Genomic DNA, 26,157 nt, shown 5'->3' with positions numbered 1-26,157 from the left:
ATCCAAATCAGCGGACGCATCGTCCTGCCGCGCATGGGATGCGCGTTCGAAAGGAACAGGAATGGAGGCCGGAGGTGCCACGAAGGGAGCAACGGCCAGCGAAATGCGCCAGTCCGGTGGTTCCGCTGGAAGCGACCGCCCGTGTACCCGTTCCACCACAAGATCGTCACGCTCACTCAGCACTACGGTGCTGCCCGCCGCAGACGGCCATGCCAGGGGGCACCTCTACCCAACCGGGGGAGGGCGGGCGGGCGCTCGTTTGACTGCGCTTTCCGGCCGCCGGGACGGTGTGGCCGGATGCCGGCCACGGTTCGCCCCGAGGCCCATCGGGTCGGGGTGAACCACCCGGTTTGGTCCGAACGCTCCGGTGCGCCTGCGTGACCCGGCCTCGTTTTCAGAGCACGGTGAACGTCCTGACCGCTGACGCACTGACGCCGCCGAAACTCCAGCGCGCCGTGATGGTGTAGAGCCCCAGCGCGGCCTTGTTGCTGGGGATCTTGTAGGTCGTGCGGGCGTAGCCATCGCTGCCGCTGGTCGCGGTCAGCGTGCTGGTGGCACCGCCGGGGCGGGCGAGGGTGAAGGTGACCGGGACCCCGGCGACCGCCACGGCGTTGTTGCGCAGCAGGGCCGCGATCTGCACCGTGCCGCGGGCCGCGTAGGTGGCCCGATCGGTGGTCAGCGTAGTGGTCAGCACGATGGCTGGGGCCGCGATCGTGTAGCTGGTCGAGGCACTGGCGGTGTGCACCGCGCCCGCGTTGCTGCCGGCGCTGGTGCTGATCGTGTAGCTTCCGGCGGCCGCGGTTCCCGTCGAGGTGACGCGCAGCGTGGTGCTGCCACTGGCCCCGGCGGCCAGGCTGAGGCTGGTGGCGGTCAGCGTCCCGGTCCACCCACTCGGCACGGCGCGCGTCAGGTTGAAACTCGTCGGCGTACAGGCGGCGCTGTCGCGGTTGACCAGACTCACCGTGTAATCGACCGCGGTGCCGGCCGCGACCGCGGAGGTCGGGCCGCTCATGGACAGCGTGGGCGTCGCGCGCGTGCACACCGGCGGTGGCGCGGCGACGGTGTAGGTGGCAGAGGCATTGCCTGTGTGCGCGCTGCCGATACTGCTGTCGACGCTGGCCCCGATGGCATAGGGCCCCGCCGTGGCCGTACCCGCCGAGGTGACAGTGAGCGTCGTGCTGCTGCTGGCGCCCGGGGCCAGGCTGATGCTGGTGGCAGCGAGCGTGCCGGCCCACCCCGTCGGCACGGTGCGCGACAGGTTGAAATTCGTCGACTCGCACGCACTGCTGTCCTGGTTGGTGACGCTGAGGGTGTAGGCCACCGCGGTGCCGGCGGCGACTGCCGCAGTGGGCCCGCCCAGGCTGACAACCGGCGCGGCGCGCGTGCACACCGGAGGTGGCACGGCAACGGTGTAGGTCGCACTGGCATTGCCTGCATGCACGCTGCCAACGCTGCTGTCGACGCCGGCCCCGATGGCATACGGCCCCGCCGCGGCCGTACCCGCCGAGGTGACAGTGAGCGTCGTGCTGCTGCTGGCGCCCGGGGCCAGGCTGATGCTGGTGGCAGCGAGCGTGCCGGCCCACCCCGTCGGCACGGTGCGCGACAGGTTGAAATTCGTCGACTCGCACGCACTGCTGTCCTGGTTGCTGACGCTGAGGGTGTAGGCCACCGCGGTGCCGGCGGCGACTGCCGCAGTGGGCCCGCCCAGGCTGACAACCGGCGCGGCGCGCGTGCACACCGGAGGTGGCACGGCAACGGTGTAGGTCGCACTGGCATTGCCTGCATGCACGCTGCCAACGCTGCTGTCGACGCCGGCCCCAATGGCATACGGCCCCGCCGGAGCCGTACCCGCCGAGGTGACGGTGAGCGTCGTGCTGCTGCTGGCGCCCGGGGCCAGGTCGATGCTGGTGGCGGTGAGCGTGCCGGCCCATCCCGCGGGCACGGTGCGTGACAGGTTGAAGCTCGTCGCCGCGCAGGCACTGCTGTCCTGGTTGCTGACGCTGAGGGTATAGGCCACCGCGGTGCCGGCGACCACTGCCGTAGTCGGCCCGCCCAGGCTGACCACCGGCGCGGCGCGCGTGCATACCGGAGTTGGCACGTCGACGGTGTAGGTTGCGCTGGCATTGGCCGTATGCACGGTGCCCGCGCTGCTGCCTGCACCGGCGCCGATCGTGTAGTCGCCCGCGCTGGTGTCGGTGGCGGACGTGACGGTCAGCGTGGTGCCACCGCTGGCGCCAGGTGCGAGCGTGATGGCGTCGGCTGCCAGCAGCCCGGTCCATCCCGCCGGCACGGATGCGGCGAGACTGAAGCTCGTGCCGACGCAGGAGCTGCTGTCGTTGTTGCGGATACCGACGGTGTAGTCGACGACGCTGCCGGGCGACACCGCGGCGGTGGGCCCGCCGACCGTCATCGTTGGCGCGGCGCGCGTGCATGCCGGCGCCGGCTCGTCGACCGTGTAGGTCGCGCTGGCACTGGCCGTGTGCACGCCGCCCGCACCGCTGCCCACGCCCGAGCCGATGGTGTAGCTGCCCGCACCGGCGTCGATGGCGGAGGTGACGGCCAGCGTGGTGCCGCCGCTGGCGCCCGGTGCGAGCGTGATCGTGTCGGCCGCCAGCAGCCCGGTCCATCCGGCAGGCACGGATGCGGCGAGACTGAAGCTGGTGCCGGCGCAGGTGCTGCTGTCGTTGTTGTGCAGATTGATGGTGTAGTCGACGCCGCTTCCCGCCGGAACCGGGGCGGTGGGGCCACCCAGGGCGAGTGTGGGAGCCGAGCGCGTGCACGGCGCAGGCGGCTCGGCCACGTTGTAGGTGATGCCGGCGCTCGCCGTGTGCACGGCGCCGGCATCGCTGCTGGCACCGGCGCCGATGCCGTAGCCGCCGGGAGTGGCGTCGGAGGGCGAGGCCACGGTGAGCGTCGTGCTGCCGCTGGCGCCGGGGGCGAGCGTCAGGCCCGGCATAGCCAGCGTCGCGGTCCATCCGGCGGGTGTCGAATCGGCGAGGTTGAAATACGTCGTTGCACAGCTCGCGCTGTCGTTGTTGCGCAGATTCGCCGTGTATTGGATGGACGTGCCGGCCGGCACGGCGTCGGTCGGCCCGCCCAGGCTCAGGGTCGGCGCAGCCGGTGTGCAGACGGGGTCCGGAACGAGCACGGAGTAGGTCGCGGTGGCGCTCGCGGTGTGGCGGCTATGGGCACTGCTCGCGACGCCGGCGCCGACGGTGTAGTCGCCGCCCGCGGCGCTGGCCGGCGAGGTGACGGAGACGGTGGTGCTGCCGGTGTTGCCGGGCGCGAGGTCCAGGCTCCCGGCCCCCAATGTGCTGCTCCAGCCCGCCGGCACGGACCCGGACAGGGTGAAGCTCGTAGTCGGGCAGCCGGCGCTGTCATGGTTGGTGAGGGTCAGCGTGTAATCGATGCGGGTGCCGGCCGGCACTGCGGCCGGGAAGCCCGCGAGCGCCACCGTCGGCGTGGCGCGTGTGCATGTGATCGCGGCCGGCAGTTCATAGGCGCCGATATCGCTGGCCGCCCCCAGCGGCCGTGAATGCAGCAGGAAGTCGGTGGTGACCTGGGCCATCGGAGCGACCCGGTCGACGACCGGCGAACCCGGCAGCGGCTCGGCATCGTAGGTGGCCAGCGCCATGTCCTTCAGCGCTGGATTCTGTCCGCAGAGGCTGTCGCCGGGACATGCATTGGCATAGACGTTCCAGACCAGGTTGCCCGAGTGGGTGACCAGGGCGGGGGAAGTGCCGGCCTGTACGCGGCTCAGGTCCGCCGGGTTGAGGAACCAGGGGAAGCCGGCGAGCACGTTGTTCTGGACCAGCGCGCGACCGCTGCTGTCGCCTTCCGTCGCGCCAACCAGGCTCCAGCCTTCGCCAGTGATCGAGTTGTGGCGCACGACGGCGAGGTCGTTGGCGGTGAACACCAGCAGGAGCGTCGTGCCGTCGGCGCGGCAGTTGTCGGCCGCCAACATGTAGAACTTCCCGTTGAAATAGCCGCAGTTGCCGATCAGCACGGAGTTCTCGATCAGCGAGTTGCCTTTCACCTTGACCTGGTTGCCGGCATTGCCCACGGCATGGATGCGGCGCAGCGTGGCGTGCGTGGTGTCCGCGCCGTCGAGGAAGCGCAGGTCCAGTCCGTCCTGGGTGTTGTGGTGGACGAAGCTGTCCTCGATCAGCCACAGGCCGCCGGTGGCCACCGTGCCCAGGCCGTCGCCATAGCCGCCGGCCTGCTGGCTCCAGCAGGCCCAGGCCGCGCCGGTCTGCCAGCGTTCGCCGCAACCGTTCCACGCGATCTCCATGCCGCGCAGGACTATGGCGCCGGAGTTCGAGCTGCCGGTGCCGATGTTGGCGTCCCAACCCGCGCGACCGTTGCGGTTGAGTTGCACGCGCTCGAGCGTCCAGTTGCTCAGACCGCCCGCCCAAAGGCCGGTGTGGCCGAGGCCATGGATATCGAGGTCGTGCAGCCAGACGTTGGCCGAGGCGCGCGCATACACGCCGTGCTTGGCCCAGGCCCCGAGGCCGACCGCGGGACACTTCGCCGTCGCGTTGCTGTGGCTGTAGACGCAGTCGTCCTGGTCGGTGATCTCCAGGTGGCCGATCTCGACATTGGAGCTGCCATCGAGACTGAGGATGCGTGTCACCCCCAGCGTGCCCCACAACCTGGGCCGGTGGGCGGGGTCGCCGAGAATCCGCGTCGGTGCCCCGGCCGTGCCGCCGGGAACCGTGGCGAGCGAGCAGTTGGCGGGCAGGCACGCACCGGCGCCTGATGCGCCCTGGCCGATCATGTAGCTGCCGCCGCCGATCCGCAGGGTGTCGCCACCGGCGATGCGTCGCGTGCCATCGGGTGCGAGCGCGTGGAAGGGATGGCTCCAGGCGCAGGCCTGGCCGGTGCCACTGCCCGGATACGGTGCGTCGCTGCGTCCGGTGCATTGGCTGGCGTCACCGCCGTCCACGCGCACGTAGAAGGTTTCCGCGCGCGCGATCTGCGACGCTCCGCTCCCGAGGACGAGCGCGAGGAGGGCAGCCAGGCACCGGGCCTTGCCAGGCCCGCCTGAACTCGACACTGGCGGACGGACATGGGCCATATGGCGGGCCCGCCGGCGCGCCACGCCGGCAAGCGTTGCGCGCATGGTGAAAACCTCGGCAGGCGCGGACCATTCCCCGTCGTGGTGGTGTGCAGCGAGCCGAACATCGACATCCGGCCGGAAGCAGGTTCAGGTATCCAAACCAGCGCTTCGGCCGATGAGTGGTAGCCCGTCAAAGCGCCTTTGCGCGTACCGCCGACACCGCTTCGTGCTTTCGGCCGGGCTTCGGGCCACGCGTCGCGTCTGCTACCCTTTTCCCCGCGATCGGGGAGGGGCGATGAAGAAAGTCTGCTGGTTGGCCTGGCTGATGCTGGGCTTTTCGGGTGTTGCGTGCGCGACGGAATTTTCCTTCGGGCCACCGGTGCCGGTGGTGATGTCGCGGGACACTTTCGTGAGCGTGGCCGTCGGCGATGTCAACGGAGACGGGCGCGACGACTTGGCCGCGACCGAGGTGCACAACCTTTCCCTGTCCCTGCAGCGTGCGGACGGTTCGCTCGCCGAGCGTGTCCGGGTGGCCCTGCCATCGGCCTTCAATGAACACATCTACCCGCTTGCGCTCGTCGACCTGGACCGCGACGGTGCCCGGGAAATCGTCGTCGGTGTCGCCGAAGGTGGCCCCGGCCTGCTGGTGGGGCGAGTCGGCGCGGGCGGAACCATCGCGCTGGTCCCGCACGCGAACAGCCATGGCTGCAAGTTCCTGGTGACCGGCGATGTCGACGGCGACGGCCTGGCCGACGTTCTCTGCCACGACTGGAAGCAGACCGCCACGGTCTTCCTCGGCAATGGCAACGGCGGCTTCCGTTCGACACTCGAGTTCCAGACGCCGGCAGGCACGTATTCCTTCGACTGGAAGCGCATGCGCCTGGCGGACGTCACCGGCGACGGCCGGCCCGATCTGCTGGTGACCTCGACCACGGTCAATGGGTTCCTGGTCTTCCCCAACAACGGCGGCGGCGGATTCCTGCCGCCCAACGTGTATCCCCATCCGCGCTCGGCCGCCTTCAAATGGCCGGCGGCGCTGGAAGTGCTCGACCTGGACGGCGATGGCGTCAATGAAGTGGTCACTGCCAGCCCGGACAACGCACCGGACGCCACACTCAACGTCTACCGCCGTGGCGCCAATGGTTACCTTGCCCGCGCCGAGCGCATCCCCGTGCAGAGCGCGCCGACGGCCATGCTGGCGGGCGACGTGGACGGCGATGGCGACAACGAACTGATCGCCGCCCATTTCACCTTCAACAGCGTGACCTTGCTGGGCAGCGGGACCAAGGGACTGGCTGGCCAGTCGCGTTTCGACCTGCCGGGCTTCGGCAAGGATCTCGCGCTTTTCGTTCCCCAGGGCCACAGCAACAGCATTGCGCTCGGGGACCTCGACCACGACGGCTGCAAGGACTTGGCCAGCGCGACGCGCACGGGCGTGCAGGTGCTGTACGGCTGCAGGCCTGCCGTGCGCACGCGCATGGCCGAGAACGATTTCGACGGGGACGGCATGGCGGACGTCCTCTGGCGCCTCTACACGGGTGGCGAAGCCATGCTGTGGGGCTGGGCGGAGATCGAGAACTGGATCGAGTGCCGCCAAGTCATGTTCTACCGGACCGGCAATGCCATGTGCCCCGGTTTCATCGCCGCGGAATGGCAGCCGCAGGCCTTCGGCGACTTCGATGGCGACAGTGCCGCGGACGTTTTCTGGCGCAACAGTTCGACGGGCGCGAACGAAGTCTGGGACCACGCGATATACAAGCGCGCGATTGGTGCGGTGGACAGCCAGTCCTGGCAGGTCGTGGGGGCGGGCGACTTCGATGGAGACCGGCGTTCGGATGTGCTGTGGCGCAACACCGTCACCGGCGCCAACACTGTCTGGAAGTCGGCGAACCCGGCGACCTACCAGGTGCTGCCGGCAGTGACCGACGAGCGATGGAAGGTCGCCGGCATCGGCGACTTCAACGGCGACGGCCGGGCCGACATCCTGTGGCGGCACGCCAGCACCGGCAGCAACGACCTGTGGCCTTCCGGCCGCCGCGAATTGCGGCAGGCACTGGCCAGCGTGGTGAGCCTGCAGTGGCAGGTGGCAGGAATCGGTGACTTCGACGGCGACCGCAAGGACGACGTCTTGTGGCGAAACGCAGCGACCGGCGCCAACGACATCTGGTATTCGGCCAGCCTCGCGCGGCGCGTCGCGATCACCCGTACGTCCGTCGAGTGGGTGGTGACGGTGGGCGATTACAACGGCGATGGTCGCGCGGACCTGTTATGGCATGACCCGGGCACCGGTGAAAACGTCATCTGGCGTTCGGCGGACTCGCGCGTCACGCAGGCAGTGCATGCCAGCGGTACTGACACCCGGTTGGTGCGCTGACCATGGATCTTGATCGGTATTCGATGACGCAAAGGTGCAGCCCCATGCTCAGGCGCCTGTTGATGGTTCTGGTTCTGGCTCCGATGGCCGCAGCCGTCCCGGTCGCCGCCCACGCGGGTGCTTTCATGTTCGGCCCGCCGGTCCAGGTATGGGACAAGAGCACGAGCGCCGTTGCCGTGGCGGACTTCAATGGCGACGGACGAGACGACGTGGCTGTCGTCGGCATGCAGCTGTACGTGGACGTGCTGCTCCAGCAGGCCGATGGCACCCTGTTGCGCACGCACAGGCTGTCCTCACCGGTGACCGTCTTCGACCTGGGCGTGGCTGACCTGGGCAAGGATGGCACCCGCGAGCTGCTGGTCGGGCACGCACGGGGGTTGTCGACCTACAAGTGGAACGGCGCGAACGGGTTCACGCTCAAGGAGCATGCCGCGACCTATGCCTGCCAGGCCATCGGCACGGCCGACCTGCAGGGTGATGGCCTGGAGGACGTGGTCTGCGTCGGCGACGCCGAGGCGATGCTGTATTACGGCGCGATGGCGACCGGGCTTTCCGCGCCTTCCTACATGCAGGTCGCCACCGTGGGAAGGCCGCGGCTGCGCGACGTGACGGGCGACGGAAAGCCCGACCTGCTGCTGGCCAATGGCACATCCAACAGCTTCTTCGTCTACGCCCACGATGGAAACCGCGGCTTCCTGCCGGCCGTGGCCTACACCTATCCCAAGGACTACGCCTGGTCCCAGGACATCGAAGTCGTCGACCATGCCAGCGCCAGGGAAGTCATCGTCGCGGCGTCCTGCAACACGCCCTGCGCCACGCTCTACAAGTACCGGCGCGCGCCGAACGGATACTTCGAGCTGGCCGAACAGCTGCCGACCTTCGACAACCCCCATGCCATGCTTGCCACGGACGTGGACGAGGACGGTCGCCAGGATCTGCTGGTCGGACATCGCGGCTGGATGACCATCGGCCGGTACATGGGCCTGGGACAGCGTCTGTCGCCTGCCGAACTGTGGACACCGCTGCACGTCAAATACCCGGACCACATGGCCATCGGTGATCTGAATCACGACGGCCACGCCGACTTGGCCGTTTCCGATGGCCTGCTGCATATCCATTACGGCGGACGCCAGCCGGTCAGTGACTTCAACGGGGATTTCGTTTCCGACGTGGCGTGGACGAACGAGGCAGGGCAGAACATGTTGTGGCTTTCGGCCAACAGCGCTTCGACCCGCACGCTCGATGCGCAGGACGGCAACTGGTCGCTGCAGGCCGTGGGCGACTTCGATGGCGATGGCAGCGCGGATTCGTTCTGGCGCAACCGGGTGACCGGAGCAAACGAAGTATGGTCGGCCGGGCAGGCGCGACTGACGGCCACAACCAGCATCGCCAGCCAGGACTGGCAGGTGGTGGGGGCCGGCGATTTCGACGGGGACAGCCGCGCGGACCTGCTCTGGCGCAATGCCCGCACCGGCGCCAATACCATCTGGAAATCGGCAACCTCGGAAACCTACCAGGCGCTGGCCGTTGCCGACCTGGGCTTGAAGGTGGCCGGGATCGGTGACTTCACCGGCGATGGCCGGTCGGACATCCTGTGGCGGCATGCCACGACGGGTGCCAACGTCGTGTGGCCCAGCAGTCGCCAGGATCTGCAGCAGGCGCTGACAAGCGTGGCGAGCCAGCAGTGGCAGGTGGCCGGCGTGGGGGACTTCAACGGCGACGGCACCGACGACCTGGTCTGGAGGAACAGCGCCACCGGCGCGAACGAACTGTGGCTGTCCGGGCTCAGCGCACGCCGCGTCCTGATTGCCGCCGTGCCGGTGCACACGACCCTGGCCGCCGTAGGCGATTACAACGGCGACGGTCGCGCGGACCTGATGTGGCGCAATGCCAGCACCGGCGAGAACGTCATCTGGCGATCGGCCGACAAGAACCAGCTGCAGCCGGTGGGTTCGCTGGTGGGGTGGAAGGTCGTCCGCTGACGGCGGTGCTGTGGGCCGGATGCGGCAGGCGCATCCGGGTGCCCAGTCCGAATTTCGCAGCCTCCACCCCGGGCACGCGGCCCTGGCCCGCGTCCGCAGTGGCGTTTACCCGGGGCCATCAGGACCGCCTGTTCGACCGAGGAAAAGTGTGGCCGCGCTCCCACTTTTCGCCGGGTGCCGGTTGGGATACTCTCCCGCGACTTCCCCCAATTCCTGTCCGGGCCGAGCGATGGTCCGGGTGCGATTGCGGGCGCCCTATCCGGTCCAGTCATCCATGGAGCAGCAGTGAAAAAGCAGGCCATTCGTTTTGCCGTCGGTATCGCGGCGCTGGCAATGTCCGGCAGCGTCCTCGCCGGCCGACCGCTGTTCGTGGCGACGCCGGCCCAGCCGCAGGCCGCGGCCAACCGCGCCGCGCGGATGATCGCCGACCGCCCGGAGACCGCAACGATGCGCGTCGCGCGCGCCGACGTCTCGGCCGTCAACGCTGCCACGCGCGAACTCGACCTCGACCTGGGGCGGGTCAACGTCACGGCCGTGCTCGACAAGGCCCAGGTCAACGCCAGCGGCAGCCAGGTCTGGACCGGCCATCTCAAGGATGCCAAGCCGCGTCCGGCGATCAACAAGGAAGTGCGCCGCGATGAGCTGAACTCGGTGATCCTGGTGCGCCGTGGCAACGGCATCACCGGAAGTGTCCGCGTCAAGGGCACGCTCTACCGCATCCAGCCGCTGCCCGGCGGCGAGCACGCGGTGATCGAGGTCGACGAATCGGCCATGCCTGCCGACCACCCCGACAGCTACCGCGCGATGTTCGACCAGGCCATGCGGCAGCACAAGCTGCGCAGGCCGGCGGTCGTCGCCGACACCGCGCCAGGTGCGACGCAGACCCTCCGCGTGATGGTGGTGGCCAGCCAGCAGGCCGTGGCCGCTTATACCGGCGACATGCGGGCGCTGATGGAGCTTGCGGTGGCTGAAACCAATGCCGGTTACGCGAACTCCAACATCGGCATCACCATGGAACTGGCGGGGTACTACGCCTCCAGCTACTCCGAATCCGGCAGCTTCGATACGGACCTGTCGCGTTTCAGCGGCACCAACGACGGATACCTGGACAGCTACCACGCCACCCGTGATTCGATCGGCGCCGACGTCAACGCGCTGATCATCAACAACACCCAGTACTGCGGCCTGGGTTACCTCAATTCCGGCGCCAGCAGCGCCTTCGTGGCGGTGGCCTGGAACTGCGCCACCGGCTACTACAGCTTCGCGCACGAGATCGGCCACAACATGGGCGCGCACCACGACCCGGTCAACGGCAGCAACAGCATCTACACCTATGGCCACGGCTACCAGTACGGCAACAGCTGGCGCACGATCATGGCCTACGCCTGCACCGGCGGGTGCCCGCGCCTGAACTACTGGTCCAGCCCCGAAATCACCTACAACGGCGTGGCCATGGGCAACGCCAACCAGAGCGACAACCGCCGCGTGCTGATCGAGCGCAAGGCCACGGTCGCCGCGTTCCGCGCCACGCCGGCAGTCAACGCCGCGCCGGTGGCGAACTTCAGCTCCACTGCCAGCAACCTGGCGGTGACCTTCACCGACAGCTCCACCGACAGCGACGGCACGATCGTGTCGCGCAGCTGGAACTTCGGCGACAGCACCACGTCGACCGCGACCAGCCCGCTCAAGACCTTCGCTGCGGCGGGCACCTACAGCGTGACGCTGACCGTGACCGATGACGACGGCGCCACCCACAGCGTGACCAAGTCGGTGGTCGTCTCGCAGGTGAAGACGACCTATACCAACCCCGCCGATTTCACCATCAATGACAACGCGACGGTCGACAGTCCGATCGTGGTCGCGGGCCGTGCGGGCAACGCCCCGAGCAACACGGCGGTGGCGGTGAACATCCTGCACACCTACAAGGGCGACCTGAAGGTCCAGCTCATCGCCCCGGATGGCACCGCCTACCTGCTGCACAACCGTTCGGGCGGCAGTGCGGACAACATCATCCAGACCTATACGGTGAACCTGTCGTCGGAAGCCCTCAACGGCACGTGGAAGCTGCGCGCCAACGACAATGCCACGGGTGATACGGGCAAGATCGACAGCTGGAGCATCAGCTTCTGAGGGCAGGTGCGGATTGAGTGTGCCGGGAGACCTGGCGCCCTTGATCCGGTCGCCGCGCCATGAACGACGCCCGCTGCGAAGCGGGCGTTTTTCATTGGCGTCCCCATCGTCCCGGCGTGGCACTGAGCCGCCGGCCGACTTCTTCCTCGCTTCACACAGCGCCCTTGTCGCCTTCATCAGTGTGGTTGAGGCTGGCCTCGCAGGCTCCAGACGGTCCACTTCGGTGGGCCCGGCACACCCAGCGCGGAGGCAGACATGACCACCCATCCCGTTCCCCAACCTCGCCGCGGGCGCAACCCTTGGCGCCCGCTGATCTGGGGCGGGGCGGCGGCCCTGCTGCTGCTGCCCGCCGTGGCGATGCAGTTCACCCACGAAGTGGTGTGGACCGGGTCGGACTTCATCGCGATGGGGGTGATGCTGGGGACCGCGTGCGCGCTGTATGAACTGGCCACGTGGCTGAGCGGCAACACCGTCTACCGGATGGGCTTTGCGATCGCGGTGGCGACAGGGTTCCTTACCGTCTGGGTCAACCTCGCGGTGGGCATGTTCGGCAGCGAGCACAACCCGCTCAACCTGATGTTCGGCGGCGTCCTGCTGGTGGCCGCCGCCGGGGCGCTGGCCGCGAAGTTCAGGGCGCGCGGAATGGCACGGGCCATGGCCGCGACTGCACTGGCCCAGCTGCTGGCGGCGGGAGTGGGGCTGGCACTGGGCGGCATGGAGCGCGACGGGCCCGGCATCGGCCTGGAGACCTTCCTGACGGCGGGCTTCGCCGTGCCCTGGATGGTCGCGGCGCTGGTGTTTTCCAAGGCCGCGCGCGACGAGGCGGCTGCAGGAGGTACTCCGTGAACCAGACAACGGCCGGCACACGCGACGCCTCGTTGGCCTCGCGCTGCGTCGATGCGATCTTCGGTACCTGCGTGTTCGCCATCGGTGTCGCGAACCTGTGGCTGGTCCACCCCGTTCCCGGCGCCGTGGGCCTGGTGTTGTCTCTGGCGTACATGCCGGCGGTGCGCCGTGTGCTAGCGAAGCGGGCAGGCGTGCCGATCCCGCTGTTGCTGCGGATCGCGCTGGGCCTGGCGGTGGCGTGGTTCACGCTCGGCGTGAGCGACCTGGGCGACATGATCGACTGACACTTCCGCGCCTGGGCAAGACAGGACGACCGTCAAGCCCCTTCGGTGACTTCTGGCCTTGCCGGGTTGTTGCGGCGGGAAAGCCTCACCCGCACGAGCCAGTACAGCAACAATCCGAACGGCGCGAAGGCCAGGCCGAACAGGATCGGCGAGCCGCGCACGGCTTCGGGCAGGATGTCCTGCTGCCCGAGGAAGAACGAGCCGGTGGCGATGAAAAAAGCGAAGCACATGCGCCACAGGTGCCGGGTAATGCGCTGCATGGCCGACAGGGTGCCGCGCAGGATCCATCGCAGGTCTCCCAGGCCCGACAGCAGGCAGATGCTGCCCAGCACCAGCAGTTCGATCGGACCAGGCGGGACAAACACCGCAGGCGGTGGACCCAGTGCCAGCCGGATACCCTTGGCGATGATGGCCATCGCGATGAACAGTACGGCGGCGCAGGCGATCTTCTCGAAGCGGCCCGGCACACCGCTGCGCCGGCGCGCGGCCATCCACCCGGTGGCGGCGAAGTAGCAGACCATGAGCCCGCCGACCGGTGACTCGGCCGGCGTCCGCAGCGGCGACAGGTATGCCGCGGTGATGCCCAAAACGAGCATGGACACGGCGAATGCGATGCCGGCCTGCACGTGGACGCGGCCGCCCTTGCGAACGGCGAAGGCCACCGCGCCGGTGGCCAGCGCGACCATGCCGCCGGCGATGTGGATCCAGGTGATGCCATTCATGCCCATGCTCCGCAGGTAATGGCCGGTCCGGCCCTAGGCTGACACCGGTCGCGACTGGAACCCACGCCGCGGCCAGGCAAAGTACGTCCGCCATGCGTAGCCCCAGGGAACCACCGCCGCCAGCAGGGGCAGTGCGAGGAACGAGCTCGCGATCTCGCCGGTGGGCGTGCCCCAGAGCGTGCCGGCCTGCCACAGCGGATAGGCGACGAAGGCCAGCCATACCGCCTTGTAGCCGATGGTGAAGAACATCAGCGGCAACCAGCGCAGGGGATTGAGCAACCCGAAGAAGGCGAGCGCGGGATAGGTCGCCCACACGGCGAACGCGATCGCGCGCAGCGGGTCCCAGGGCCCCTCGTGCGTCAGCAGCACGCGCCAGGCGAAGGGCGTGACGAAGACCAGCATCAGGAAGAAGAACAGGCGCAGGCCCCAGATCTGTACCGGGCGGACGCCGTCGTGGCGCTGGGAGTCGGAAGCGAAGAAGCGGGCGAGGGCGGTCATGTGCTTACTCCTGGGGCGGCTGCGTGGGATCGAAGGCGAGCAGGTCGCCGGGCTGGCACTCGAGCGCCGCGCAGATCGCCTCGAGCGTGGAGAAGCGGATGGCCTTGGCCTTGCCGGTCTTCAGGATCGACAGGTTGGCGACGGTGATGTCGACGCGCGCGGCCAGTTCGGTGAGCGTCATGCGGCGCTCATGCAGCTTGTCGTCGAGGTGGACCAGGATGGCCATGGCTTACACCGTGCCTTCCAGGTCGGCGCGCATTCGTGCGCCGTGCTCGAACACGCGTGCCAGCACGAACAGCAGCAGCACGGCCAGCCACGGGGCGAAGGAGAATCCGACGTCGATGTCCATCTTCAGCGCGGGCGCGGCGCGGGCGGCGCTCCAGGCAATGGCGCCGACCACCAGCCGCAGGCCTTCGCCGGCCAACACCCACCAGGCGATCGCCTGCAGTCGGCGGGCATTGCCGGCGACGAACGGGTCGCCGTCACGAACCGTGTCGACGATGGCCAGCAATTCGCGCAGCACGCGATAAGTGACATAGGCGGCGAGGAGGCCGACGACCACGATGGCGCGCAGCGAGTTGCGCAGCTCCCAGACGGAGTTGGCCTTGCCGCCGCCGAGCGCCTCGAAGGTGAAGGTCGGAGAGACGAGGGTGGCGACCAGCAGCCCGCCGATGGCGAGGGCATACAGGGTGTTCAGGACGATCAGCACCCGGATCAGGGGTCGGGCCAGGACGAGGGGGTTCGGGGCAGTGGTCACGGTGTGCACCTCGAGGGGATATCGGTGGACGATATATACGATATCGCAAAACGATATGCAAGGGCCGAATGAGGGGCCATGGCTCGACAGTCAGGGGCCTGGGCAGGCAGTCCCCCGGGAGGCGTCCCCAGCCATCGCGGGCCGGTGCGCCGCTGCGATAGGCTTGGGCACACTGCAGGGCCTGACCGCCGGTCCAGCCGGTGAAGCGGCCCGCTTCGATCACGATCCAGACCCGCCGCCGGGTCGATCCACTGGAGTGAAGCCATGGCCGGCACGACGCAGAACCCACCGGCGAAAGTTGTCGCGAAGGCGGCCGCCCCACGCAGTCCGCGCAAGCCGAGGCAGACTGCGCGGACGAAAACAGCCGTCGATACAAAGGCCCCGGCCTCGACGCCGAAACTGCTTGCCGGTGGCAATCCGCAGATCCCAAAAGGCGAAGGTGACGCGCCCGTGCAGGCCTACATCGCGGCCATGCCTGGGTGGAAGCACGAAGTGGGGCGTCGCCTTGACGCGATCATCGAGCGCACCGTCCCCGGCGTGCACAAGGCAGTGAAATGGAACTCGCCTTTTTATGGCATCGACGGCGATGGCTGGTTCCTCTCCTATCATTGCTACGCCCACTACGTGAAAGTGGCTTTCTTCCGAGGTGCAGCGCTGCGTCCTGTTCCACCGGGCGCGTCCAGGAGCCAGGACACGCGCTACCTCGACATCCGCCAGCACGACACGCTCGACGAGGCCCAGTTCGCCGCCTGGGTGAAGCAGGCCAGCCAGTTGCCCGGCGAGCGGATGTAGGCCCCCGATCAAACCGAGGTAAGTACGTGGCAAAAGCGAATGGAAGCGAAGGCCAAGGCCCGGTCGGCCAGGACCCCCGGCTGTTGCGCCGGCTCCTGCGCGCGAAGGACCGGATGGACGTGGCCTCGCACGAGGAATGGCCGGTCCGGCGCGTGGCGCAGGTGAGCGGTGTCTCCGAAGCTCATTTCGCCCGCTCGTTCAAGGACGCCTTCGGCGTCCCGCCGCACCGCTACCTGTTGACGCGCCGGCTCGAGCGTGCGTCGGCACTGCTGCGCGACACCGACCTGCCGATCATCGACATCGCCCTGCAGACCGGCTGGAACAGCCTGGGGACGTTCGGACGCACGTTCCGCGACGTCACCGGTCAAAGCCCCAGCGAACTGCGCGCGCGCCAGAAGGCCGCGGAACACGCGCTCGAACAGGTGCCGGCCTGCTTCGTCAGCGCGGCCCACCGGCCCGGACTCACCATCGCAGTTTCGGAGAAGCGTAGGCAGGAGGCCGTGGGTATAAAAGAGCCTCCAAACACGGAGGAGGTCCCATGAACCAGGGTGTCGCAGTAGCCGGGTTGTACGTCCGCGACCAGGACGAAGCCCTTGAATTCTATGTCCAGCGGCTTGGATTCCGCGTCCATACCGACGCGCGCAACGGAAATTACCGCTGGCTTACCGTGCAGCATCCCGACCAGCCGGACTTCCAGCTGGGCCTGTTCACGCCGCAGGCCCCCACGGTGGACGCAGCGACCGCGCAGAGCCTGCGCGAGATCGTTGCCAAGGGGGGCATGCCGCCGCTGCTGCTGGTGGTCGACGACTGTCGCGCCGCATTCGAGCGCATGCAGGCCCGCGGCGTGGAGTTCACGCAGGAGCCGGTGGAGCGCTACGGCACCGTGGACGCCAGCTTCCGCGATCCCTCGGGCAACGGATGGAAGATGACCCAGGCGCGGCCGGGCTGAGCCTCCCGCATCGCGCATGCGGAGAACCCGCATGCCGGCATCTGTCGGGGGGCCAGGAAACAAAGGCGATGGCTCGACCGATTCTTCAAGGCGTCCGAATCCATCGGACGCGACTTCACCAGGAGGTGTCCCTTGAACTGGAACAAATGGATCCGGCAGTTCCATCGCTGGCTGTCGATCGCTTTCACGCTGGCGGTGATCGCCAACCTGGTCGTCATGGGGAAGGGGCAGATTGCGGTATGGGTGGGTTTGGCGACGCTGGTGCCGCTTGCCTTGCTGCTGGTCACCGGGCTGTACATGTTCGCGCTGCCCTATGCCGCCAAGTGGCGTGGCCGCTCGCGCGCCGGCGAACAGGCGGCTGATCACGGCGGTTGAGGCTGGCCAGTCCAAGGAGCGAACCAGATGGTCGGGAAGAAGAGCACCAGTGCAGGCAAAGCCAGCGCGGAGCGGACCGCGTCGAAGAAGGTCGCGGTGAAGCCGGTGGCGGCCAAGAAGGTCGTGGCGAAGAAGGTCGCGGTGCGCAAAGTTGCTGCGAAGAAGGTCGCCGCGAACAAGGCTCCGGCCAGGAAAGTCGCGGCGAAGAAGACACCGGCCAAACGAGTGGCCGCGAGGGCGGCCCCGCGCAAGGCCGGTGCAGAGTCCGTGCAGACAGTAAGCGCCGCGCGGCGCATCGACGCCAGGATTGAAAGCCTCGGCGACTGGCGTGGCGAGCGGCTGGCTGAAATCCGCAAGCTCATCCACCAGGTCGACCCCGAGGTCATCGAAGAATGGAAGTGGATGGGCACTCCGGTCTGGTCGCACGAGGGGATGTATGTCCTGGCCAACGCGCACAAGGACAAGGTGAAGCTGACCTTTTTCCACGGTGCGCGACTGGCCGACCACGGCAGGCTCTTCAACGCCGGGCTCGGCGGCAACAAGTGGCGAGCGATCGACTACCGCCAGGGCGACAAGCTGGACAAGGGCGCCCTGAAGGCGCTGCTACGCGAAGCGGTGGCGTTCAACACCGCCAACGCGGTACCCCGGAGCAAGAGTTCGAGGGCCTGAGCCGCGCGTGGTCGCCGGCTGCGAGGCGCCTGGACCTGACTCCGGCGCGGTGCCGGTGGCCGCACGGCGGCGGCCGCGGCGCAGGACGCCCTGCACAAGCAGATGCGCCTGGGTCGCGCGCAACGCAACTGAAGGAATGATCGACGGCATTGCACCGGCGGACGGCGCCTGGTCGGGCATCAGTCCCGATCCGGCGCCCCCAACGGGAAGTAGCTTCGATACGGCCGCGCCTCGTCCACGGCACGCGCGAACGATGGCCGCGCCAGCAACCGCGCGCGATAGGCGTGGACATTCCGGAATCCGGCATCGATTGCGTGGGTCCAGTCGGCGTAGAACAGGAACGGGGCGGCCGCGCAGTCGGCGAGGGTGAATCGATTCCCGGCGGCCCAGATACGGTCGGCCATCCGCTGGTCGAGCCAGGCGTACGCAGTGTCGAGCATGGCCCGCGCCTCTGCTGTGCCGTAGGCGTCGCGGACCGCTGCAGGACGCAGGCTGTCGGCCACGACCTTCTGTTGTGGCGTCGAGATGTAGTTGTCGAAGAACCGATCCATCATCCTGACCTCGAGCGCAGCCTTCGCATCGGCCGGGACCAGCCGGGTGGGGCCGGGGTAGTGGAGGTCGAGGTGCTCGATGATGCAGCTGGCCTCCAGCACGGTGTGGTCGCCGTCGACGAGCACCGGGAATCGCTTCATCGGCCAGAGCGCGGCGAGTTCCGACGAAGCGCCCGCATCCTCCAGGTTGCGATACGTAAAGGGCGTGCCGTTCTCGTAGAGCGCAGTGAGCACCTTCTGGCAGTACGACGAGAAGGGATGGGCGTATAGCACGGGCAGGGGCGCGGGCATGGGTGTCCTTGTGGCGGTGTCTGTCTCAACGACGAAGCACGGAGCCTGGAATCGACATCGGGCCAGCCCCGGATTTTTCGAGTCCTCCCCCCGCGATCGGGCGGCGCCGGGCCAAGATAACGCCGGGGCCCACCGGAGCGGGGGTTTTCGCCTGCCGGCTCCCAGGCGATACGATGAAGGTCCTCGCTGCCGTGGAGTTCCCATGTCCCGCGATGCCTTCGATCCGCTGCTCGAGCGCGCCCACGCGCATGCCCGTGCCTTCCTGCAGGACTTGCCGCAACGTTTCGTCGGCGCGCGCGCTGGCCGCGACGAGCTGATCGCCGCGCTCGACTCGCCGCTCGCGGCGCAGGGTGAAGACCCGGCGGCCGTGATCGACCTGCTGGCCGGCCACGCCGGCCGTGGCGCTTCGGCCTGTGCATCGCCACGCTATTTCGGCTTCGTCATCGGTGGCTCGTTGCCGGTGGCGCTGGCGGCGGACTGGCTGGTGTCCACGTGGGACCAGAATGCCGGCATCCACGCCATCTCGCCGATCACCGCGGCGATGGAGGAGGTCGCCGCCCGCTGGCTGCTCGAGCTGTTCGACCTTCCGCGCGGGAGCGGCGTCGGTTTCGTCACTGGCTGCCAGATGGCGCACTTCACCTGCCTGGCCGCCGCGCGGCACGGCGTGCTGCGCAGGGCGGAGTGGGACGTGGAGGCCGACGGGCTGGCCGGCGCGCCGCGCATCCACGTGGTCGCCTCGGAGGAAGCGCACATCACCCTGGACGTGGCGCTTCGCTACCTCGGCCTGGGCACGCGCAGCCTGGTGCGCGTGGAAGCCGACGACCAGGGACGCATGCGGGCCGAACGCCTGGCCGAAGTGCTTGCCACACTGCGGGGGCCGACGATCGTGTGTGCGCAGGCGGGAAACGTGAATACCGGTGCGTTCGACCCGCTGCCGCAGATCGGCGAACTTGCGCGGGCACATGGCGCCTGGTTGCACGTGGACGGCGCATTCGGGTTGTGGGCGCGTGCGAGCGAGGACCACCGCGCACTCGCCGACGGGATCGAACTGGCCGATTCCTGGGCCACCGATGCGCACAAGTGGCTCAACGTGCCTTACGACAGCGGCGTGGCCATCGTGCGGCACGCGCAGGACCATCGCGACGCGATGACCTCCGCCGCGGCCTACCTCATCCAGACGCACGGCGCCGAACGCGATGCCGTCGACTGGGTGCCAGAATTCTCCCGCCGGGCCCGCGGCATACCGGTGTACGCCACCCTGCGGGCCCTGGGCCGCGATGGCGTTGCCGACCTGGTGGATCGCTGCTGCGCGCGGGCCCGCCAGTTCGCCGCGTTGCTGTCCGCCGAGCCGGGCATCAGCATCCTCAACGAGGTGGTGCTCAACCAGGTGCTGGTGCGCTTCGGCGACGACGACGCCCTGACGCGGCAGGTGATTGCCGGCGTGCAGGAGGACGGCACGTGCTGGGCCAGTGGCACCACCTGGCATGGCCTGGCGGCCATGCGGATATCGGTGTCGAACTGGGCGACCAGCGAACAGGACGTGGTCGCGAGTGCCGGCGCAATGGTGCGGGTCTTCAAGCAATCGACCCGGTAGCCGGGGGCCGCCATCCACCTGCGGACCCGTGATGGTTCGCCCCGGCCTGGCATGGCTGGCCCGCGCAACGCCGAAGCGACCGGCGCCAACTTCCGCAGGGTCGCGCCCGTGCCGGTCGCGGTCCCGCAGCGGGACCCTTCGAGTTCAAGCGGCCATTTTGCTTCGCTGGCGCGGTGGTCTTGCCGTCCACGCCCGCGGTGCTACGCTCGGGCGAGGACCATTGCGGTGGTCCGGGTGTCCAGGCGGCGTCAGGGGGAGCGACATGCGCGGGCAGATCGTGATCTTTGGGATCCTCGCCTCGCTCTGCGCCGGGGCCACGGCGGCGGAGCTCGAGGTAAGCGTCACCGATCGTCGAGGCGAGCCAGTAGGCGACGCCGTGGTGACGATCGTGCTGCACAACGCCGCCGCGAACGGCTCGCGCAACCCGCCGACCCGCTCCGCGCCATCCCTGCACGTGGTCGACCAGAAGGCGCTCGCCTTCACTCCCTACGTCGAGGTGTTCCGGCCCGGCGACCAGGTCGCGTACCGCAACAGCGACCGCACGCGCCACCATGTCTATTCCTTTTCGCCCATCAAGCCCTTCGAGTTCGTGCTCGCGCCGGGGGTGACCTCCGCGCCGATGAGGCTCGAGCGTTCCGGCGTGATCGCGGTGGGCTGCAACATCCATGACGGGATGATCAATTACCTTTACATCTCCGACGCACCCTGGGCCGCGCGCACCGATGAACGCGGCGTGGTCGTGTTCCGCGACCTCCCGGCGGGCGCTTTCGACGTGCGTGTCTGGCAGCCCAGGCTGCCGCCCAAACGACCCGACCTGGTGCAGTCCGGCATCACCCTGCGTGCGGACGAACGTCGGAGCCTGGGCTTCGCCCTTTCCCTGCTTCCCGACTCGCGGTTGCAGTTCGACCGCGAGCACACCCGGTACTGAGGCAGGACCGGCGCCATGGGCTTCCGCTTCCGCCTGGCGTCGTTTTTCGTCGTAGCCCTGATCCTGGTGCAGGCGCTCACGGGCCTGCTGGTCTATCAGGTCACGCGGCACGAGCTGATCGGCGAAGGCAAGCGCCGCATGCAGGAGGCCGCGCAGTCCTTCGCCCACCAGTTCGAGGACATGGCCGACCGCGCGGCCGCCAGCGTGCAGGTGCTCGCGCTGGATTTCGCGCTGCGCTCGGCCGTGGCGCAGCACGACGAGGCGACGCTGTCCTCTGCGTTGCGCAACCATGGCCGCCGCGTCGGCGCCACGCAGATGCTGCTGGTCGGAACCGACGGTCGCGTGGAGGTCGACACCGCCGGACGATGGGCCGCCGGCTCGCCATTTCCCTATCCGGACCTCGTCGAACGTTCGCTGCAGGCCCCGGCCGCGGCCACGGTGACCTGGGAGCAGCACGCGTACTGGATGGTCGTCGTCCCGGTGTTCGCCCCCGACCTGGTGGGTTACATCGGCGCCGCCATCCCCGCCGACAACCGCATGCTGGTGCAACTGCAGCAACAGTCGGCGCTGCCGGACAACATCGAACTCGCCGCTGCCGACGCGACTGGCCGTTTTGCCGTGCTGGCGCGCGGGCGCGATCGCAGCCAGCTCGCCGTGTCACTGGGCGCCAACGGCCGCCTGCCGACCGCGCCGGCGGTCGTCATGGTGGGCGGGCGCGAGTTCGTCTCGCAGGCTGTCTGGCTGCGCGGCGCCCGCCACAGTCCCCGCGTCGCCGCCGTCCTGGGCTTTTCCGTCGACGAGGCCCTCGAGCCGTACCGGCCCGTGGCCGCCGCATGGGCGGGCCTGCTCGTGTTCGGGCTGACGGTGGGCCTGGTCTGTGCCTGGGTGATCGCGCGCAGCGTGTCGCGTCCGGTCGAAGAGCTGGCGTCGCTGGCACGGCGGATTGCATCCGGCGACTACAGCGCCCCGGATGCGCCTGCCCGGCCGGATGAACTCGGCCAGCTGGCCAGCGCGTTCGGCAACATGGCCCACGCGATCCGTGAGCGCGAGGCGCGCATCCTGCACCAGGCGGGCCACGACCAGGTGACCGGGCTGCCGAATCGCGCCTACATCGAGTCCGCCGTCCAGCACGCGCTCGCGGCGCGTCCGCAGGAACCCGCGGCCCTGCTCATGCTCGGCCTGGGACGGCTGCCGGAAATCATCAAGACGCTCGGCCATGTGGTGTCGGACCGCCTGATGCATGCGGCGGGCGCGCGTCTGCAGGCGCCGGCTGGCGACAGCCTGGTGGCCCGGGCGACCGAGACGCAACTGGCGATCTTCCTGCCCGGCGCCACGCTTGAAGAGGCGATGACCGCCGCGCACCGGGTGGTCGAGGCGCTGGGTGAGCCCTACCGCGAAGCCGAGCTGACCCTCGACTTCGCGCCCGCCATCGGCATAGCGCTGGCGCCCGAACACGGCACCGACGCCGGCGTGCTGCTGCGACGCGCGGAGGTCGCGATGATCGGCGCGCTGCATTCGGACGACGCGGTGGTGCTCTACGACCCGGCCACCGATCCGCACCGTCCCGAGCGCCTGTCCCTGATGGGCGACCTGCGCCACGCGCTCGAACACGGAGGCATCGAGTTGCACTACCAGCCCAAGCTCAATCTGCAGCAAGGGCGCATCGACGCGGTCGAAGGCCTGATCCGCTGGCGGCACCCGATTGCCGGACCCGTGGCGCCCGACGACTTCATCGCGCTGGCCGAGGAAACCGGAAACATCCGCCGCGTCACGCGCTGGGCGCTGGGCGCTGGCATTGCGCAGGCGGCGCGCTGGATGGCGGCCGGCCACGCGGTGCGCGTGTCGATCAACGTCTCGGCGCGGGACCTGGACGATCCGGAACTTCCGAACCGGTTGAGGGACCTGCTGCGTGCGCACGGCGTCGCGCCTGCGCAGATCGTGCTGGAGATCACCGAGAGCGCGATCATGGGCAAGCCCGAGACGGCCATCGCGGTGCTGCGGCGGATGGCCGACGACGGCATCGACCTGGCCATCGATGACTTCGGCGTCGGCCAGTCGTCCTTCGCGTACCTGCGTCGGCTGCCGGTGCGCGAGCTGAAGATCGACAAGACGTTCATCACCCATCTGGCCCGGTCTCGCGAAGACCGCATCATTGTCAGCTCGATCGTCGAGCTCGGACATCACCTGGGCTACCGGGTCACCGCCGAAGGCGTGGATGATGCGGACGCACTGGCGTACCTGCGCGATGTCGGCTGCGATCATGCACAGGGCTATCTGATCGCGCCGCCGCTGCAGGCGCAGGACGTGGGACAGTGGCTCGACCCCGCACGCTGGCCGCTGCCCGCGGCAACGGAGACCTGATGCGAAGGACGGCAATGGCAGTGGCGATGGCCGGATTGGCATCGGTGGCCGCGGCGCCCGTGTACGCGCTGGAGCTGGAGGTACACGGCTCCCTGGACCTGCGTGTGGCGCAACCGGCGGATGAGACCTCCTGGACCCAGGGTGGCCTGGGCAAGACGCGCTTCGGCGGAGGTGGGGATGCGGCGTCGGACGACGCACTGTCCGGGCGTGCGGCATTGACCGCGGCCATCCAGATGACGCCCGCCCTGCTGGCGACGACCTCGCTGCAGTACCAGCCCGAACTGGAGCGTCAGTTCGACGTGCTGGAGGGCTTCGTCCGCTACCGTCCGGTTTCGACCACGCCCTGGCGCTGGTCGGCCAAGGCCGGCGCGTTTTTCCCGCCGGTTTCGCAGGAGCACGACGGCCTGGCCTGGAGCACGACGCGGACGCTCACCCCGTCGGCGGTCAACACGTGGGTCGGAGAGGAACTGCGGATCTTCGGCGCGGAGCTGCATGTGGAGCATCGGGGCCGGCAAGGCACGCTCGACGCGCGCGCCGCCGTGTTCTTCAAAAACGATCCGGCCGGCGAGCTGCTCGCCTCGCGTGGCTGGGCGCTGGGCGACATCGCGACAGGCATCGATGGCAGCCTGCGACAGCCGGACGTGCACGCTCCCGTCGCGCGCGCGCCGGTGCCGATGCGCTTTCGTCCTTTCGTCGAGATGGACGACCGGCCAGGCTTCTACGGCGTACTGGGCTGGCAGCCGTCGTCGCAGCGGCGCTTCACCGCGTTGTATTACGACAATCATGCCGACCTCGCCGAGTCCGTGCGCTATTCCGGCCGCACGCTGCGTGCCTGGCGCACGTACTTCTGGAACCTGGGCGGCGAGCAGCGCTTCGGCGAATGGGCCCTGCTGGCCCAGGCCATGCACGGCTCGACCATCTTCGAGCCCGTGCCCGGCCGTCTGCGGCTGGATACGGACTTCAATGCGGGCTATCTGATGCTGGCGCGGGAAGAGGGAGCCTGGCAGCCGGCGTTGCGCGTGGACCTGTTCCAGACCCGGCAGCGTCCTGCGGCGCTGACGCCCCCGCTGAGTGAGCACGGCAACGCCCTCACGCTGGCGTTGAACTGGCGGCCCTCGGACGCCGTGCGCCTGACGGGCGAAGTGCTGCGCATCGACAGCAGCAGGAACCAGCGTCGCCTGGACGAGCTCGACGCGCGGCAGGTGGACGTGCAGGTCCAACTGGGCCTGCGGCTGTTCTTCTGAGGCACCTCGCGACGGCCGCGCACCTGCCCCGGCCTGCAATCAGTCGGTCTTCGACGCCGCGAACACCTGCCGCCCCGAGGCTTCCGCGTCCCGTCGCCGCGGGCCGGGCAGGGTCACCTCGAGCAGATGGTCCAGTCGCCTGCGTGCGCCATCCACGTCCCCGGACTCGAATGCCGCCCGGGTCGCTCCGAGCTGCGCATTGAAGCGCTCGGGATAGGCCGCCAGCGCGCGCTGGTAGGCGGCCAACGCTTCTGCCGGGTGCCCCTGTTGCATCAGCAGGTCGCCGAATTGTTCTTCGGCCGGCAGTGTCGGCCCGGGAGTGACTGCGTGCTTGGGCGTGGCGGCCTCCAGGGCCGCGGCTTCCTCCAGCAGCTTGCGTGCGCGGTCCGGCTCGCCCTGCGCCTGCCACTGCCAGCCCTGCACCGCCAGTCGAAGGACGCGGATGCTGCGGGCGAACAGGTCCTCGCCGCTGGCCTGGCTGGCTGCTTCGAGTTGCGTCAGCCGCGCGACGGGTTCCTTCGCGCCCTCGGCCTGGCCTTGCCGGGCCGCGCCGAGCCCGCGTGCGAACCAGGTGACGGCCTCGGGCGAGGGGTATTTGTCCCACGCGATCGTGTCGGGCATGCGAACGGGCAGTTGGGCCGCCGATGCCCAGTCGCCCCGTTCCAGCGCGTAGCGCGCGGCGGTGGAGGACAGGTGGAACGCGGACTTGAAGCTGGGCTCGATCCGCGCCTGCGCCTGCAGGCGGCGCACCTGCGCGAGCGCGGCGTCGTCGTCGCCCTGCTGCAGATGGGCATAGACGAGGTATTCGATGGCATGGGCGAATTCGTCCCACACGTATTGGCCCTGGTCGCCGGCGGGGTGTTTCAGCGCGGCATCGGCCGCGCGCAGGTTGCCGCGGATGACGGACGGCCACTCTCCCAGGCGCGTGTAGATGTGCGTGGGCATGTGCAGCGCATGCGGGTTGTCCGGCGCGACGGTTTCGTACTTGCGCACGATCTGGAGCAGTTCGTGTTCGCGCCCGGGCACGTCGTTGGCGTGAACCAGGTAGTGCATGGCGCCCGGATGATCGGGGTTGTCACCGTAGACCGGCAGCAGCAACGCGGCGGCGCGGTCGGCATTAGCGCGCGCGTTCTGGTTGGACGGTGCGACGGCCAGGTGCGCCAGGGCGTAGAAAACCGTGAGCTCGGGGTCTTCGGGTAGCGCAGCGTGCGCACGCTGCATGGCCGCTTCCCAGCGCCGGATGCGCTCCCAGTAGTCCGGTTGGCCTGCGTTGTCGAAGAACGCCGCCGCCGCGTCGATGGCGAGTTTCTCGCCTTCGCTGGCACGCCCGGCAGCGCGCGCGGCCTCCACTTCGGCGGCCCCCCGTGCGAGATCCGCGGCCGTGGGCCGCGTAGGCCACAGCGGCTGGAAAAGGGTCATGGCCACGCCCCAATGGGCCATCGCACAGTCCGGCTCGCGTGCGGCCAGCTCGGCGAAGGCAGTGCGCGCCTGCGGGTAGGTCATGTGGTGCAGCAGCGCCAGCGCATGGTCGAAATCCCGTTGCGCGGGGGGCGTGCAGCTGACGGGGAAGTGGACCGTGCCCAGTGCGTGATCGGCATGTGCCGGCGGTTGCATCGCGCTGGCAGTGAAGGCGAAACCCAGGCAGCCAAGCACAGCGTTGGCCAGGGCGCCGATGCGCAGTGAGGCTGTCAGGCGTCGATTCTTCACGTTCATGGAAATCCCACGGCGGGTGGCAACAGGAACAACGCAGT

The 26,157-nt window shown here is 68.9% G+C and carries 21 protein-coding genes; 14 read left to right on the top strand and 7 right to left on the bottom strand.

Features of this window, described 5'->3' with window-relative positions:
* Nucleotides 1–394 precede the first annotated feature (394 nt).
* Complete coding sequence (locus I8J32_RS14555; protein ID WP_207526644.1) at nucleotides 395–4,951, bottom strand: NEW3 domain-containing protein; 4,557 nt, start codon at nucleotides 4,949–4,951, stop codon at nucleotides 395–397.
* Nucleotides 4,952–5,030: 79 nt separating this feature from the next.
* On the opposite strand from I8J32_RS14555, the gene I8J32_RS14550 reads away from it, so the two are divergent.
* The 5 genes from I8J32_RS14550 to I8J32_RS14530 all read left to right on the top strand — a co-directional run bounded on the left by I8J32_RS14550 (nucleotide 5,031) and on the right by I8J32_RS14530 (nucleotide 12,675).
* Complete coding sequence (locus tag I8J32_RS14550) at nucleotides 5,031–7,433, top strand: FG-GAP repeat domain-containing protein (protein ID WP_207526643.1); 2,403 nt, start codon at nucleotides 5,031–5,033, stop codon at nucleotides 7,431–7,433.
* A gap of 83 nt (nucleotides 7,434–7,516) precedes the next feature.
* Nucleotides 7,517–9,415, top strand: a complete 1,899-nt coding sequence (locus I8J32_RS14545; protein WP_200615797.1) for an FG-GAP repeat domain-containing protein — start codon at nucleotides 7,517–7,519, stop codon at nucleotides 9,413–9,415.
* Between the two features lie 285 nt (nucleotides 9,416–9,700).
* Nucleotides 9,701–11,545 carry a M12 family metallo-peptidase gene (locus tag I8J32_RS14540; protein WP_200615796.1) on the top strand — a complete coding sequence of 615 codons (1,845 nt, stop codon included), beginning with the start codon at nucleotides 9,701–9,703 and terminating at the stop codon, nucleotides 11,543–11,545.
* Nucleotides 11,546–11,800: 255 nt separating this feature from the next.
* Complete coding sequence (locus I8J32_RS14535) at nucleotides 11,801–12,391, top strand: hypothetical protein (RefSeq protein WP_200615795.1); 591 nt, start codon at nucleotides 11,801–11,803, stop codon at nucleotides 12,389–12,391.
* Nucleotides 12,388–12,675, top strand: a complete 288-nt coding sequence (locus I8J32_RS14530) for a hypothetical protein (protein ID WP_200615794.1) — start codon at nucleotides 12,388–12,390, stop codon at nucleotides 12,673–12,675. Before I8J32_RS14535 ends, I8J32_RS14530 begins: the two co-directional genes overlap by 4 nt.
* Nucleotides 12,676–12,707: 32 nt before the next feature.
* Here I8J32_RS14530 and I8J32_RS14525 read toward each other — a convergent pair whose 3' ends face one another.
* Genes I8J32_RS14525 through I8J32_RS14510 form a run of 4 tightly spaced genes read right to left on the bottom strand, consistent with a single transcriptional unit; the run spans nucleotide 12,708 to nucleotide 14,652 of the window.
* Nucleotides 12,708–13,397 carry a DUF2306 domain-containing protein gene (locus I8J32_RS14525; protein ID WP_200615793.1) on the bottom strand — a complete coding sequence of 230 codons (690 nt, stop codon included), beginning with the start codon at nucleotides 13,395–13,397 and terminating at the stop codon, nucleotides 12,708–12,710.
* Nucleotides 13,398–13,430: 33 nt separating this feature from the next.
* A complete protein-coding gene (locus tag I8J32_RS14520) occupies nucleotides 13,431–13,895 on the bottom strand; it encodes a hypothetical protein (protein WP_200615792.1) in 465 nt (154 codons plus the stop codon).
* 4 nt (nucleotides 13,896–13,899) lie between these two features.
* On the bottom strand, nucleotides 13,900–14,121 hold the full coding sequence (locus tag I8J32_RS14515) for a helix-turn-helix domain-containing protein (protein WP_200615791.1): 222 nt from the start codon (nucleotides 14,119–14,121) through the stop codon (nucleotides 13,900–13,902).
* Between the two features lie 3 nt (nucleotides 14,122–14,124).
* Nucleotides 14,125–14,652 (bottom strand): DUF2975 domain-containing protein, encoded by a 528-nt coding sequence (locus tag I8J32_RS14510; RefSeq protein WP_200615789.1) that lies wholly within the window; start codon nucleotides 14,650–14,652, stop codon nucleotides 14,125–14,127.
* A 264-nt stretch (nucleotides 14,653–14,916) separates the two neighbouring features.
* On the opposite strand from I8J32_RS14510, the gene I8J32_RS14505 reads away from it, so the two are divergent.
* The 5 genes from I8J32_RS14505 to I8J32_RS17710 all read left to right on the top strand — a co-directional run bounded on the left by I8J32_RS14505 (nucleotide 14,917) and on the right by I8J32_RS17710 (nucleotide 17,437).
* The gene (locus I8J32_RS14505) at nucleotides 14,917–15,444 is read left to right on the top strand and encodes a DUF1801 domain-containing protein (protein WP_200615788.1); all 528 of its coding nucleotides are present in this window, start codon (nucleotides 14,917–14,919) and stop codon (nucleotides 15,442–15,444) included.
* Between the two features lie 113 nt (nucleotides 15,445–15,557).
* The gene (locus tag I8J32_RS14500) at nucleotides 15,558–15,986 is read left to right on the top strand and encodes a helix-turn-helix transcriptional regulator (RefSeq protein WP_207526893.1); all 429 of its coding nucleotides are present in this window, start codon (nucleotides 15,558–15,560) and stop codon (nucleotides 15,984–15,986) included.
* Nucleotides 15,983–16,393 (top strand): VOC family protein, encoded by a 411-nt coding sequence (locus tag I8J32_RS14495; protein ID WP_200615786.1) that lies wholly within the window; start codon nucleotides 15,983–15,985, stop codon nucleotides 16,391–16,393. The genes I8J32_RS14500 and I8J32_RS14495 overlap by 4 nt, the downstream gene beginning before the upstream one ends.
* 132 nt (nucleotides 16,394–16,525) lie before the next feature.
* Nucleotides 16,526–16,768, top strand: coding sequence for a hypothetical protein (locus tag I8J32_RS14490; protein WP_200615785.1), 243 nt, complete (start codon nucleotides 16,526–16,528; stop codon nucleotides 16,766–16,768).
* Nucleotides 16,769–17,035: 267 nt separating this feature from the next.
* Nucleotides 17,036–17,437 (top strand): DUF1801 domain-containing protein, encoded by a 402-nt coding sequence (locus I8J32_RS17710; protein ID WP_245156527.1) that lies wholly within the window; start codon nucleotides 17,036–17,038, stop codon nucleotides 17,435–17,437.
* Between the two features lie 179 nt (nucleotides 17,438–17,616).
* Here I8J32_RS17710 and I8J32_RS14480 read toward each other — a convergent pair whose 3' ends face one another.
* Nucleotides 17,617–18,279 (bottom strand): glutathione S-transferase family protein, encoded by a 663-nt coding sequence (locus tag I8J32_RS14480; RefSeq protein ID WP_200615783.1) that lies wholly within the window; start codon nucleotides 18,277–18,279, stop codon nucleotides 17,617–17,619.
* A gap of 202 nt (nucleotides 18,280–18,481) precedes the next feature.
* Here I8J32_RS14480 and I8J32_RS14475 point away from each other — a divergent pair, with 202 nt between their 5' ends.
* The 4 genes from I8J32_RS14475 to I8J32_RS14460 all read left to right on the top strand — a co-directional run bounded on the left by I8J32_RS14475 (nucleotide 18,482) and on the right by I8J32_RS14460 (nucleotide 24,406).
* Nucleotides 18,482–19,873, top strand: a complete 1,392-nt coding sequence (locus tag I8J32_RS14475; RefSeq protein WP_200615781.1) for a pyridoxal phosphate-dependent decarboxylase family protein — start codon at nucleotides 18,482–18,484, stop codon at nucleotides 19,871–19,873.
* Between the two features lie 262 nt (nucleotides 19,874–20,135).
* Nucleotides 20,136–20,801, top strand: coding sequence for a cupredoxin domain-containing protein (locus I8J32_RS14470; protein ID WP_200615780.1), 666 nt, complete (start codon nucleotides 20,136–20,138; stop codon nucleotides 20,799–20,801).
* Between the two features lie 15 nt (nucleotides 20,802–20,816).
* Complete coding sequence (locus I8J32_RS14465; protein WP_200615779.1) at nucleotides 20,817–23,162, top strand: putative bifunctional diguanylate cyclase/phosphodiesterase; 2,346 nt, start codon at nucleotides 20,817–20,819, stop codon at nucleotides 23,160–23,162.
* Nucleotides 23,162–24,406, top strand: a complete 1,245-nt coding sequence (locus tag I8J32_RS14460; protein WP_200615778.1) for a hypothetical protein — start codon at nucleotides 23,162–23,164, stop codon at nucleotides 24,404–24,406. The genes I8J32_RS14465 and I8J32_RS14460 overlap by 1 nt, the downstream gene beginning before the upstream one ends.
* A gap of 39 nt (nucleotides 24,407–24,445) precedes the next feature.
* Here I8J32_RS14460 and I8J32_RS14455 read toward each other — a convergent pair whose 3' ends face one another.
* Nucleotides 24,446–26,119 carry a tetratricopeptide repeat protein gene (locus tag I8J32_RS14455; protein ID WP_207526642.1) on the bottom strand — a complete coding sequence of 558 codons (1,674 nt, stop codon included), beginning with the start codon at nucleotides 26,117–26,119 and terminating at the stop codon, nucleotides 24,446–24,448.
* Nucleotides 26,120–26,157: the final 38 nt, after the last annotated feature.

The organism is Lysobacter solisilvae (assembly GCF_016613535.2).
Lineage (GTDB): Bacteria > Pseudomonadota > Gammaproteobacteria > Xanthomonadales > Xanthomonadaceae > Agrilutibacter > Agrilutibacter solisilvae.
This window is presented reverse-complemented; position numbering and strand designations above follow the sequence as displayed.